16 protein-coding genes are annotated in these 12,143 nt (G+C 69.0%); 6 read left to right on the top strand and 10 right to left on the bottom strand.

All coding sequences use genetic code 11. From position 1 onward, the window contains the following. Positions 1-21: 21 nt before the first annotated feature. From ADL03_RS44070 to ADL03_RS44030, 10 genes are all read right to left on the bottom strand, one after another. Complete coding sequence (locus tag ADL03_RS44070; RefSeq protein WP_053739620.1) at positions 22-873, bottom strand: biotin-dependent carboxyltransferase family protein; 852 nt, start codon at positions 871-873, stop codon at positions 22-24. Beyond that, positions 870-1,457 (bottom strand): 5-oxoprolinase subunit PxpB, encoded by a 588-nt coding sequence (gene pxpB, locus ADL03_RS44065; RefSeq protein WP_053739619.1) that lies wholly within the window; start codon positions 1,455-1,457, stop codon positions 870-872. The genes ADL03_RS44070 and pxpB overlap by 4 nt, the downstream gene beginning before the upstream one ends. Positions 1,458-1,527: 70 nt before the next feature. After that, positions 1,528-2,139 (bottom strand): FABP family protein, encoded by a 612-nt coding sequence (locus tag ADL03_RS44060; protein ID WP_053739618.1) that lies wholly within the window; start codon positions 2,137-2,139, stop codon positions 1,528-1,530. Between the two features lie 267 nt (positions 2,140-2,406). Further along, a complete protein-coding gene (locus ADL03_RS44055) occupies positions 2,407-2,706 on the bottom strand; it encodes a DUF1416 domain-containing protein (RefSeq protein ID WP_053739617.1) in 300 nt (99 codons plus the stop codon). 5 nt (positions 2,707-2,711) lie between these two features. After that, positions 2,712-3,557, bottom strand: coding sequence for a sulfurtransferase (locus tag ADL03_RS44050; RefSeq protein WP_053739616.1), 846 nt, complete (start codon positions 3,555-3,557; stop codon positions 2,712-2,714). Between the two features lie 32 nt (positions 3,558-3,589). Continuing rightward, positions 3,590-3,976 carry a DUF4395 domain-containing protein gene (locus tag ADL03_RS44045; RefSeq protein ID WP_053739615.1) on the bottom strand — a complete coding sequence of 129 codons (387 nt, stop codon included), beginning with the start codon at positions 3,974-3,976 and terminating at the stop codon, positions 3,590-3,592. 124 nt (positions 3,977-4,100) lie between these two features. Further along, on the bottom strand, positions 4,101-4,172 hold the full coding sequence (locus tag ADL03_RS50995; protein ID WP_355300619.1) for a putative leader peptide: 72 nt from the start codon (positions 4,170-4,172) through the stop codon (positions 4,101-4,103). An 85-nt stretch (positions 4,173-4,257) separates the two neighbouring features. Then, complete coding sequence (locus ADL03_RS44040) at positions 4,258-4,668, bottom strand: thioredoxin family protein (RefSeq protein WP_053739614.1); 411 nt, start codon at positions 4,666-4,668, stop codon at positions 4,258-4,260. Then, entirely contained in the window at positions 4,665-5,504 is an 840-nt protein-coding gene (locus tag ADL03_RS44035) for a DUF2993 domain-containing protein (protein WP_053739613.1), read from the bottom strand. Before ADL03_RS44035 ends, ADL03_RS44040 begins: the two co-directional genes overlap by 4 nt. After that, positions 5,501-6,316 carry an alpha/beta hydrolase gene (locus ADL03_RS44030; protein ID WP_082374080.1) on the bottom strand — a complete coding sequence of 272 codons (816 nt, stop codon included), beginning with the start codon at positions 6,314-6,316 and terminating at the stop codon, positions 5,501-5,503. Before ADL03_RS44030 ends, ADL03_RS44035 begins: the two co-directional genes overlap by 4 nt. A gap of 88 nt (positions 6,317-6,404) precedes the next feature. Here ADL03_RS44030 and ADL03_RS44025 point away from each other — a divergent pair, with 88 nt between their 5' ends. The 6 genes from ADL03_RS44025 (at position 6,405) to pstB (ending at position 12,138) form a co-directional block, all read left to right on the top strand. Further along, complete coding sequence (locus tag ADL03_RS44025) at positions 6,405-7,151, top strand: response regulator transcription factor (RefSeq protein WP_082374100.1); 747 nt, start codon at positions 6,405-6,407, stop codon at positions 7,149-7,151. Between the two features lie 10 nt (positions 7,152-7,161). Beyond that, positions 7,162-8,037 carry a mycothiol synthase gene (mshD, locus tag ADL03_RS44020; protein ID WP_053739610.1) on the top strand — a complete coding sequence of 292 codons (876 nt, stop codon included), beginning with the start codon at positions 7,162-7,164 and terminating at the stop codon, positions 8,035-8,037. A gap of 198 nt (positions 8,038-8,235) precedes the next feature. After that, positions 8,236-9,342, top strand: coding sequence for a phosphate ABC transporter substrate-binding protein PstS (pstS, locus tag ADL03_RS44015; RefSeq protein ID WP_053739609.1), 1,107 nt, complete (start codon positions 8,236-8,238; stop codon positions 9,340-9,342). 33 nt (positions 9,343-9,375) lie between these two features. Beyond that, on the top strand, positions 9,376-10,440 hold the full coding sequence (gene pstC, locus ADL03_RS44010) for a phosphate ABC transporter permease subunit PstC (RefSeq protein WP_082374076.1): 1,065 nt from the start codon (positions 9,376-9,378) through the stop codon (positions 10,438-10,440). Then, positions 10,437-11,351 (top strand): phosphate ABC transporter permease PstA, encoded by a 915-nt coding sequence (pstA, locus tag ADL03_RS44005; RefSeq protein WP_053739608.1) that lies wholly within the window; start codon positions 10,437-10,439, stop codon positions 11,349-11,351. The genes pstC and pstA overlap by 4 nt, the downstream gene beginning before the upstream one ends. A 10-nt stretch (positions 11,352-11,361) precedes the next feature. Then, a complete protein-coding gene (gene pstB, locus ADL03_RS44000; protein WP_053739607.1) occupies positions 11,362-12,138 on the top strand; it encodes a phosphate ABC transporter ATP-binding protein PstB in 777 nt (258 codons plus the stop codon). The last annotated feature ends 5 nt before the right edge of the window (positions 12,139-12,143 follow it).

Here is a 12,143-nt window from a genome sequence, read left to right as displayed (position 1 = left end):
CTTACGTCAACGTCGTGTTCCTCAGCCGATCGGGCGGAACCTGACCGTCGTCCCCGGCCGCGCCTGGCCGAGGAACCGCAGGTGCTCGCGGCCGACCACGCCGATCACCGGGTAGCCGCCGGTGGTCGGGTGGTCGTTGAGGAAGACCACGGGCTGCCCGTCCGGCGGCACCTGGATCGCGCCGGTGATCATGCCCTCGCTGGGAATCTCGCCGTCACGACGATTCAGAACCGTCCCCTGCAACCGCGCGCCGACCCGGTTGCTGCGGTCGCTGACCGTCCACGACCCCTGCCGCAGCTGGGTTTCCGCGTCCTCGAACCAGTCGTCGCGCGGGCCGGGCGTGACCGGCACGGTGATCGTGTCCGGTGCGTGGAACGGCGGCACGACGTCTGCGCCGAATGCCGCGTTCGGAGTGCCGAGCGTGAGGACGTCGTTGTCGCGCAACGGGTCTGGACCGATTCCGGAGAGCAGGTCGGTCGACCGGCTGCCGAGCTCCTGCCGCGCGTCGACGCCGCCGGAGACAGCGAGGTAGGTGCGCAGGCCGGTGGCCGGTGTGCCGATCTCCAGCGTCGTGCCGGGGGCGAGGTGCAGCGGCTGGTGCGAGTCGGCGAGCCGCCCGCCGACCCTGACCTCGACCGCCGGCCCGGTGACGGCGACCGTGCACGAGGCCTCTGCCCTGAGGTGCAGGCCGCCCAGCAGCAGTTCGAGCCCGGCGGCGGCCTCGTCGTTGCCGACCAGCCGGTTGGCCAGCGTGAGCGAGTGCGGGTCGACCGCACCCGACGGCGGCACGCCCAGGTGGGCGTGGCCGGGGCGGCCGAGGTCCTGGACCAGAGCCTGCGGGCCGGTGCGGACGACCGTGACGCGGCGGCTCATGCGACCACGAACCTGACCACGTCACCGGGTGCGAGCAGCGCCGGTGTCTCGGACCCCGGGTCGAACAGCGTGATCTCGGTGCGCCCGATCAACCGCCACCCACCCGGTGTGGCGCGCGGGTAGGCGGCGGTGAACTCACCGGCGATGCCGACCGATCCCGCCGGGACCTTGGTGCGCGGCGAGTCGAGCCGCGGCTGCTGGAGCTGCGCGGGCAGGCCGGTCAGGTAGCCGAAGCCGGGGGCGAACCCGCAGAACGCGACCTCGTAGGTGGCGCCGGTGTGCAGCTCGACGACCTCCTCGGCGCTGATTCCGGCCGTCCGCGCGACGAGGTCGAGGTCGGGTCCGTCGTAGCTGACCGGGATGGTGACCTGGCGCGACTCCGCAGCGGGTGCGCTGGTCAGGTCCACGGTCTTGAGGACTTCCCTGACCTGCGGCAACGCGCCCTTGACCAGCACCGTCCTGGCGGCCGGGACGAGCTCCTCGACACCGGGCAGCCCGTGCAGGGCGGCGCGGACGGCCGCGACCTCGGTCAGCGAGTCGACCTCGACCAGGAGTGCGTCAGTACCGCAGCGCCGCAGCAACATGAACCCATGCTACGGGGAATCGTGGGATTGTTGAACAATCCCACGACCCCGAGTTGTTCGTGTCCGGCTCTCAGCCGACGACGCGCTGGAGCTGCGCCGACGCGTGCGCCTGCATCGGCTGCCCCATCATGGCGCGCTCCTCGACGTAGGCGAGGTCGCCGTTGACGATGCCGTAGAGCCGCTGGGCCGCGGTGACGTCCTTGGCCGTGGCGGTGCGGATCAGCGCGTCGGTCTGGAACTCCCAGGCCGTCTGCTTGATCGGCTTGCCGTAGTACATCTCGATGATGCCCGTGTTGTGCGTCAGCAACACCTCGATGGTGTCGTCCGCCTGCGGCCGCCAGAACCCGCTCTCCCTGGCCGCGGGCCGGATGACCTCACCGGCCTCGTTGAGCAGCCACGACCGCGCCTCGTAGATCAGGAACGGCCGGCCGTCGTGCGCGAACGTGATCTGCTGCCCGAACCGGAACGGACCGTCGATCGTCGGGTAGACGACCTCGCCCTCACCCCGCCACACACCTACCAGCGGGAGGACCGACAGGAGGGCGTCGTTCAGGTTCGCACCCTCCCGCAGGTTCGCCGTGTCGCCCGGGATGGGCATGTCGGTGAACTGCGGCAGGTTGCGGGCACGCGTCGCCTCCGCGCGTTGCTCGGCCAGGCGGATGGCCTCGTCGCCGCTGGTCATCGCTGGTCGGAGTAGAGGCGGTACACGACGTAGGCCGAGAACCAGACGACCGCGATGGTCACGAGCACCAGGAGTCCGGTGAAGATGTGTTCCACCCGGAGAGGATATCTCGGGGCGGCTGACGTGCAGGGTTGTGGTGGTGGACGACACGGGTCACACACCGCCGCCGGCCACTACCGACCAGGGCGCACGCCGCGGTGCCAGCGGCCTCGGACGTGCGAAGGCCCCGGCAGTGGCGTGACTGCCGGGGCCCTCCGGTCGGAGCGGTCAGGCGACCGCGATCTCCAGCGAGTGCACGCCGGGACCCGACGCCGAGACGTCGGCCTGGCCGTTGCCCGTGCGGTGCAGGGCGCGGACGGTCCAGCTGCCGGGTGCGGCGAAAAAGCGGAAGTCGCCCTCCGGGGAGGAGACGACCTCGGCGGTGAACTCGCCGGTCGAGTCCAGCAGGCGGACGAAGGCGCCGCCGACGGGGGTGCCGTCGGCAATGACCTTGCCCTGCAGGACGGTTTCCGAGGAGGAGACGTCGATGGAGCCGCCCTGGACGGGCGCGCCGCAAGAGTCGCTCATGAAGATCAGGCCTCCTTGCCGGAACCGAGCTCGATCGGCACGCCGATGAGCGAGCCGTACTCCGTCCAGGAACCGTCGTAGTTCTTGACGTCCTCGTGGCCGAGCAGCTCGCGCAGGGCGAACCAGGTGTGCGAGGAGCGCTCGCCGATGCGGCAGTACGCGATGGTCTTGCGGGAGCCGTCGAAGCCGGCCTCCTCGTAGAGGGCGCGCAGCTCCTCGTCGGACTTGAAGGTGCCGTCCTCGTTCGCGGCCTTGCTCCACGGCACGTTCACGGCCGAGGGGATGTGGCCGCCGCGCTGGGCCTGCTCCTGCGGGAGGTGGGCCGGGGCGAGGAGCTTGCCGGAGAACTCGTCGGGGGAGCGGACGTCGACGAGGTTCTTGTTGCCGATGGCGTCGACGACCTCGTCGCGGAAGGCGCGGATCGAGAGGTCCTGCTCCTTGGCCTGGTACGAGGTGGCCTCGCGGACGACCTCCTGCTTGTCCAGCGGGCGGCCGTCGAGCTCCCACTTCTTGCGGCCGCCGTCGAGGAGCTTGACGTCGTTGTGGCCGTAGAGCTTGAAGTACCAGTAGGCGTAGGCGGCGAACCAGTTGTTGTTGCCGCCGTACAGGATCACGGTGTCGTCGTTGGAGATGCCCTTGGCGGAGAGCAGCTTCTCGAAGCCCTCGCGGTCGACGAAGTCGCGGCGGACCGGGTCCTGCAGCTCGTTCTTCCAGTCGATCTTGACGGCGCCGGGGATGTGGCCGCCTTCGTACGCGGTGGTGTCCTCGTCGACCTCCGCGAAGACGACGCCGGGCGTCTGGAGGTTCTCCTCGGACCAGGCTGCCGAGACCAGCACGTTCTCACGGCTCATCGAAGTTGCTCCCAATTAAGGTTCAGTGCTTGTCATTGCGGACGTGCGAGGGCGGGTGCGTACCGGCGCAGCAGCAGGTACATCTCGCACCCGAGGCACAGGCCGAACGCGGCGTTGAGGAACGCGGCGACCAGTGCGAGGCCGGTGGCGACGGTGCCGAACGTCGGGTAGCCGGCGGCGTAACCGACGGTGCCGAGCAGCGCGAACACGAAACCGACGCCCTGGGCGAAGCGCAGCGGGGCCGCTTCCTCGCGTTCGGTGGTCGGGGTGATGCGCGGCTGGATGGCGAAGCGGTAGACGTGGCCCCAGGGGTTGAGCTTCAGCGAGATGAACGCGCACATCGCGAAGAGCACGGTCTGGGCGCCGAGCAGGCGCCACCAGCCGGTCAGCAACACGATCGCGAGGACGACGGTCGTCATCCAGGCGGAGAAGCGCGGTCCGCGCGGGTCTACAGGGGCATCTTTGGGCACGACGACCTCCGGACATTCGGACGAGGGGGAAATCAGTCCGTCAGAGGTGGCTGATGGGCGTCAAGCGGCCCAATCAGCTCGTCGTGCGACACAGGCTGCTGCGCACGCGGCACAGATCAACCGCGCGTCGCTTCGTGAGCAGCATGGTCATGCCAGCGAGGGTAGTACCCGATCCCTCGGTCCGGGAGATATGTCCAACTGGTGGAACAACGCAGGTTCACCCGACCGGATTAGCCCAGATGCGGGCGCAGCGCTTCGAGCAACGTGTCGCGTTTCGGCACGCCACCGACTCGCAACACCTCGGTCCCGTCGGCGGTCAGGGCCAGTGTCGTGGGGGTGCGCATCACGCCGAGCTGTGCGGCGACGTCCGGCAGGTTCGTCACGTCGAGCTCGGCGTGGGTGAGGCCGTCGGTGCGGTCGGCGAGGTCGCGCAGGACGACCTTCGCGTGCCGGCACGGCGCGCAGAACGTGGTGGAGAGCTGCACCAGCGTCACGCCCGGCGTGAGGAGCTCACGCACGGGCGCCGGCAGGTCGGCCGCGGGACGGGACGACTTCTTGACGCGGCCCTCGCGGACCTTGAGCAGCGCGCCGATCACACTGGCCACGGCCAGCGCGCCCAGCAGCGCCCACACACCGGTCATCGTCCGGCCAACGGTACATCCGTGACGATGCCGCTCAGGGTGAACGCGCCGTTCTCCACCTCGACGGCCGTGGGCTTCGCGCCGAACGGGAGTGCGCCGGGGTCGATCTTGATCGCGAGCGCGTTGCGCAGCTGCGGGACGAGCTGCTTGAGCGACGCGTCCTCCAGCTCGATGTCGTCGACGGTGATCTGGATGGCGCCGTCGAGGAGCGCGATCTGGCCGTACGCGCTGACGGTGATGGTCTTGCCGGCGACGTTGGTCTGACCGGAGAGCTTGATCGCGGCGGTCGTCTTGTTCTTCGGCGTCGCCGGGGTCGCGGGCGTCGGCGCGGTGGTCGTGACGCGGTTGTCCGGCTCGATCGAGAGCTTGTCGAACGGCGTGACCTGGTTCGCCAGGCGGTTCAGGTCGAGCGCCTTGATCCGCACCTTGCCGTCGACCTGGTCGATGGTGGCCTTCGAGACGTTGCCCGCCAGCAGGTCGCCGAGCTCGACGCGGGTGTGCAGCAGGTCGGCCTCGACGTCGAGGTCGCGCAGCTCGATGTCCTTCTGCTCGTCCTTGATCGGCACGCCGTACGCGTCGATCTCCACGCGCGTGTAGTCGCCGCGGATCGCCTGCAGCACGAACGGGAAGCCGTTGATGCGGACCGACGGGTCTTCCTTGAGCTGCAACTTCTCCCGCATCCGCTGCGCGATCTGGTACTCGGCGGCCGCGGCCAGCGCGAAGTCGGCGGCCACCAGCAGCACGCCGAGCACGAGCACCGCGATGACGAGGAACTTGCCGCGCCGCGACTTCCGCTTCTTGCGCGCACCGGTCTGTCCAGAGTGCCCTGCAGTCATCCCTCGTCCTCGACGTTGCCGGCGGTCCAGGCCGCCATCCGGTCTACCAGGTCAGGAGTCGTCGCCGATTCCGCGTGCCGCATGCCGGGTTCCAACCACAGCTGCGCATGTCCGGAGGACGCGCGGTGCAACGACTTGGCGTGCTCGGGCCCGAAATAGTGATCCAGCTCACCGTGCACGACCAGCAGCGGGGTCGGCGTGATGCGCGAGACCACCTCCAGCGGGCTCTCGGGCACCTGTACCCAGGGCTCGCCGAGCCGAACCCCCATCGCGCGGGCGGCGAGCTTGCCGTGCGGCTGCTCCAGCAGCCAGTGCACCCGCCGCATCGGGGCCGTCTCCCGCGACCACCAGCGCGCCGGTCCGCTCACCGAGATCACCGCGTCCGGCTTGGTCTCGCCCAGCGCCGCGTGCCGCACGACGATCGAGGCACCCATCGAGAACCCGACGGTGGCAACACGGGTGTAACCCAGTTCATGAGCCGTGCGGACGGCGGCCTCGATGTCGTGGACCTCGTCCGCGCCGACCATGCACCGCCCCTCCGACCGCCCGTGGCCGCGGAAGTCGAACGCGACGACGCCCCCGTACCGGGCGAAACGGGCGAGGACCCGAGCCACGTAGGGCTTGCTCACGTTGTTCGTGAACCCGTGGCCCACAACGAAAGCGAGAGAGCCTTCACCCTTGTGGTGGACCCCGCGCAGGCGCACGCCGTCGTGTGACACGGATGTAACAGGCGTGACGCTTGTGGAAACAACTGTGAGCACGACTTCTTGACCTGGGACTTTCTGGGGTGGCACCGGTATTGTCTCCGTCATCCGCAGGCAACGGGGCCCGGTCACCGTACGCCCGTGGCTGGTCAGAGGTGACCAGACCACGGCCGACTAGGAGGGCGCCGCGATGAGCATCGACGTGCTGCTGTTGACGACAGACCCGGACCCGGAAGCCGTGCTTCCCGCTCTGGCACTGCTCCCGCACGCGGTCCGCCCGCTGCGTCCCGAGGTCTCCGCGCTGCTGGAGGCCGGCCCGCACGACATCGTGCTGGTCGACGCCCGCACCGACCTGGTCGGCGCACGCTCGCTGTGCCGCCTGCTCGACTCGTCCGGCGTGGACGTCCCCGTCGTGGCCGTGGTCACCGAGGGCAGCCTGGTCGCCGTCAACTCCGACTGGTCGGTCGACGAGATCCTGCTGCCGACCTCCGGTCCCGCCGAGGTCGACGCCCGCCTGCGCCTGGTCCGCTCGCGGCGCGGCACCACCCAGCCCGGTGGCGACGGCGCACTGCAGCTCGGCGACCTGGTGATCGACGAGGCCACCTACACCGCGCGTCTCAAGGGCCGCCCGCTCGACCTCACCTACAAGGAGTTCGAGCTGCTCAAGTACCTCGCGCAGCACGCGGGCCGGGTGTTCACCCGCGCGCAGCTGCTGCAGGAGGTCTGGGGCTACGACTTCTTCGGCGGCACCAGGACGGTCGACGTCCACGTGCGACGCCTGCGCGCCAAGCTCGGCCCCGAGCACGAGGCGTTGATCGGCACCGTGCGCAATGTCGGCTACAAGTTCGTGCGGCCGCCGCGGCCCGGTTCGTCGCGCCGCTCGCCCGACTTGGAGATCAACGACTCGGTTCGCGTCCTGGATGAGGAATTGCTCGCGCGGTAGGTTCGCCCTCGTGGCGCAACTGAGCTGGTTCGACGAGCTGACGACCGACCAGGCTGCGGAGGTCGCGCAGCTGCTGACGGCCGCCGAGGCGACAGACGGTGTCGCCCCGGTGGGCGAGGCCGTGCGACTGCGGATGAGGCCTGGCGCCACCGGCAGCAGGCACCTGCTCGCGTCGGTGGACGGCGAGCTCGCCGGCTACGCGCACCTCGACGTGCTGGGCGACTCCGGCGGCCACCAGGTCGCCGAGCTCGCCGTGCACCCGAAGCACCGCCACCGCGGCGTGGGCGCGGAGCTCGTGAGCGCGCTTCCCGCGGAGAACCTGCGGATCTGGGCCCACGGCGGCCACCCCGACGCGGACAAGCTCGCGCAGGAGCTCGGCTTCGGCAAGGTCCGCGAGCTGCTGCGGATGCGCCTGCGGGTGCAGGACGACCTGCCCGAGCCGAAGCTGCCGCAGGGCGTGACGATCCGCCGGTTCGTGCCGGGCAAGGACGAGGCCGCGGTCGTCTACGTGAACCACCGCGCGTTCGACTGGCACCCCGAGCAGGGTGCGATGTCCATCGAGGACGTTCGCGCGAAGGAGGAGGAGCCCTGGTTCGACCCGGCCGGGTTCCTGCTGGCGTTCGACGCCGACGACCGGCTGGCCGGCTTCCACTGGACCAAGGTGCACACCCCCGAGCTCGGCGAGGTCTACGTCGTGGGCGTCGACCCGGACCGGCAGGGCGGTGGTCTCGGCAAGGCGCTCACGCTCGCCGGGCTGCAGCACCTCAGGGAACAGGGCGTCGAACAGGTCATGCTCTACGTCGAAGCGGACAACGCTCCGGCGGTGCGCGTGTACACAGCGTTGGGCTTCACCCTTTGGGACGCTGACGTCCAGTACGGCCGGTAGTGAACATAGCGTCACAAACCGCATACGTGCAGGTCACGGCGTCACCCATCTGGCGGTGTGCCTGGTCACTTCCCGTTCTGTGTTCACCTTGCGTTCACCTCGTCTAGGTGGGTTGTCCACCATGGCTACCTACCTTCCGTAGCGAGCGGCGACGTCCGTCGCGAAACCGCTAATGCTTCCGCAAGGTGGAGGACCAAGGTGAAGATCCAGCGGCACGGCGCCGTGCTCGGCCTCGTCGCGGCCAGCGCGCTTCTGCTCAGTGCGTGTGGTTCCGACAACAACGCGGGCACGGGTGGCAACACGAACACGCCCGCCGCCTCCGGTGCCGAGTGCGGTGGTAAGACCAAGCTGAACGCCGAGGGCTCCTCTGCCCAGAAGAACGCGATCGACGCGTTCGTCCAGGCGTACCAGGCGGCTTGCCCGGGCACCGACCTCGCCTACAACCCGTCCGGCTCCGGTGCCGGCGTCAAGAACTTCAACGCCGGTCAGGTTGACTTCGGCGGCTCCGACTCCGCGCTGAAGGACGGTGCCGAGACCGAGGCCGCCGCCAAGCGCTGCCAGGGCAACCCGGCGTGGAACCTCCCGCTGGTGTTCGGTCCGGTCGCGATCGGCTACAAGGTGTCCGGTGTGGACAGCCTCGTGCTGGACGCCAAGACCACCGCCGCCATCTTCTCCGGCGCGGTCAAGAAGTGGAACGACCCGGCCATCAAGGCGCTCAACGGCTCCGCGAACCTGCCGGACAAGGACATCGCGGTCATCTACCGCTCGGACGAGTCGGGTACGACCGACAACTTCCAGAAGTACCTGAAGGTCGCCGGCGGCTGGACCAAGGGTGACGGCAAGCAGTTCAAGGGTGGCGTCGGCGAGGGCAAGGAGAAGTCCGCCGGTGTCGCGCAGGCCGTCGGCTCCATCGACGGTGCGATCACCTACGTCGAGTGGTCGTTCGCGCAGGACAACAAGCTCTCGACCGCCAAGATCGACTCCGGTGCCGGTGCCGTCGAGCTGACCGCCGAGTCGGCCGGCAAGGCCATCGACGGCGCGAAGGTCAAGGGTGAGGGCAACAACCTGGTCCTCGACCTCGACTCGATCTACGGCTCCAAGGCCGCCGGTGCGTACCCGCTGCTGCTCGCGACCTACGAGATCGTCTGCTCCAAGGGCTACGACGCCGACACCGCCAAGGCCGTCAAGGCGTTCCTGACCGTCGCCGCCTCCACGGGCCAGCAGCAGCTGACCGAGGCCGGCTACGTGCCGCTGCCCAAGGCGTTCCAGGAGAAGATCCTGACCGCCGTGAAGGCGATCGCCTGAGGTTGATGCGAAACTTCGGCTGACGCAGACGCGATGAACGATCCAGTCGTGGCCCAGCGCCCCGCCGGCTCCGGTGAACCCGGAGCCGAGCGGGGCGTTGCGGCTGCTCCCACCGCCTCGGAGGCTCCGATTCCCCCGACACCGGAAGCTCCAGAAACCGCCAAGGCACCACACGTCCGGCCGGGTGACCGCATCTTCCGCGGCCTGGCGACGGGGTCTGGTGTCTTCATCGTCGTCCTCATCGGCGCGATCGGCCTGTTCCTCATCCTGCAGGCAATCCCGTCGCTCGGGCTGGACAACGTCAACTTCCTGACCAGCCGCGAGTGGAACACCACGGACCCGGCGAACCTGCGGTTCGGCATCCTGGACCTGACGCTCGTCACGGTCGTGGTCGCTGTGCTGGCCCTGCTGATCGCCATGCCGATCGCGCTGGGCATCGCGCTGTTCCTCACGCAGTACGCGCCGCGCAACCTCGCCCGGCCGTTCGCCTACGTCGTGGACCTGCTGGCGGCCGTGCCGTCGATCGTCTTCGGCCTCTGGGGCCTGTTCGTGCTCGGCCCGGTGCTGTTCCCGTTCTCCGAGTGGCTGATCGCGCACCTCGGCTGGATCCCGCTGTTCGCCAAGGGCAACGTGAACGTGCAGCTCGGCGGCACCGTCTTCACCGCGGGCATCGTCGTCGCGGTGATGATCCTGCCGATCATCACGGCCGTCAGCCGTGAGGTCTTCGAGCGCACGCCCACGATGCACATCGAGGGCGCCATCGCACTCGGCGCGACCAAGTGGGAGGTCGTCCGCACGACGGTCCTGCCGTTCGGCAAGGCCGGTTACGTCAGCGCCTCGATGCTCGGCCTCGGTCGCGCGCTCGGTGAGACCATCGCCGTCGCGATCATCCTGAGCACCGCGACCAGCTCGTTCGGCTGGTCGCTCTTCGACGGCGGCTCGACGTTCGCGTCGAAGATCGCGCTGGCCGCGCCGGAGTTCAACGACACGCGCTCGGCGGGTGCCTACATCGCCGCCGGCCTGGTGCTGTTCGTGCTCACCTTCGTCGTGAACGCCATCGCGCGCTCGATCGTCGCCGGCCACAAGGAGTACGAGTGAGCACCGACCTCGCGGACCCCACGCGCCTCGCGACGCCGCCGACGTTCCAGTCGGTCAGCGTCGCCCGCCAGATCAAGAACGGGCTCGCCACCGCACTGGTGTGGGGCGCGTTCCTGGTCGCGATCATCCCGCTGGTGTGGGTGCTCTACACCGTGATCCAGCGCGGCTTCCCGGTCATCCTCGACGGTGACTGGTGGCAGAAGTCGATGTCGGGCCTGCTGGCCCGCCAGCAGGGCGGCGGCGCGTACCACGCGATCTACGGCACCCTGGTCCAGGGCGTCATCTGCGCGGTCATCTCCGTGCCGATCGGCATCATGATCGCGATCTACCTCGTCGAGTACGGCGGCCGCTCGCGGCTGGCGAAGTCGACGACGTTCATGGTCGACATCCTCACCGGTGTCCCCTCGATCGTCGCCGCGCTGTTCGTCTACACGGTGTGGATCACGTACTTCGGCCTCGGCCGCAGCGCGCTCGCCGTGTCGCTCGCCCTGGTGCTGCTGATGGTGCCGGTCGTGGTGCGCACGACCGAGGAGATGCTCAAGATCGTCCCGGACGAGCTGCGCGAGGCCTCCTACGCGCTGGGCATCCCGAAGTGGAAGACGATCGTCAAGATCGTCATCCCGACCGCGCTGTCCGGCATCCTGACCGGCATCATGCTGGCCCTCGCCCGCGTCATGGGTGAGACGGCACCGGTGCTGGTGCTCGCGGCGTACGCGCCGTTCATCAACTACAACCTGTTCGACGGCCCGATGGCCTCGCTGCCGTTGATGATGGTGAACGAGCGCAACAACCCGACGCAGGCGGGCTTCGAGCGCATCTGGGGCGCGGCGATCACCCTGGTGCTCCTCATCACCCTGTTCAACCTCCTGGCGACCGTGATCTCGCGGGCGCTGGCGCCGAAGACGAAGTGAGCGGGCGGACATGGCCAAACGACTCGACATCAAGGACCTGAACCTCTTCTACGGCAAGTTCCACGCCGTGGAGAACGTCTCGCTCGCGGTGCCGCCGAAGAACGTGACCGCGTTCATCGGCCCCTCCGGCTGCGGCAAGTCGACCGTGCTGCGGTCGCTCAACCGCATGCACGAGGTCGCGCCCGGCGCGCGCGTCGAGGGTAAGGTGCTGCTCGACGGCGAGGACATCTACGCGTCCACTGTGGACCCGGTCGAGGTGCGCCGCACCATCGGCATGGTGTTCCAGCGGCCGAACCCGTTCCCCACGATGTCCATTCGCGACAACGTGGTGGCCGGCCTGCGGCTCTCGGGCGTGAAGGACAAGCGGAAGCTCGACGAGGTGGCGGAGCGCTCGTTGCGCGGCGCCAACCTCTGGAACGAGGTCAAGGACCGCCTCGACCGGCCCGGCGGCGGCCTCTCCGGTGGTCAGCAGCAGCGCCTGTGCATCGCGCGTGCCATCGCGGTGCAGCCGGACGTGCTGCTGATGGACGAGCCGTGCTCGGCACTGGACCCGATCTCCACGCTGGCGATCGAGGACCTGATCACGGAGCTGAAGAAGGAGTACACGATCGTCATCGTGACTCACAACATGCAGCAGGCGGCCCGCGTGTCCGACCAGACCGCGTTCTTCAACCTGCTGGGCGTCGGCCAGCCCGGTCAGCTGATCGAGGTCGACGACACCGAGAAGATCTTCTCCAACCCCGGCCAGAAGGCGACCGAGGACTACATCTCCGGCCGTTTCGGCTAAATTTC

The organism is Nocardia sp. NRRL S-836, assembly GCF_001279525.1.
Lineage (GTDB): Bacteria > Actinomycetota > Actinomycetes > Mycobacteriales > Pseudonocardiaceae > Lentzea.
The sequence above is the reverse complement of the archived record's forward strand: the minus strand, read 5'-3'. Positions and strand labels throughout refer to the sequence as shown.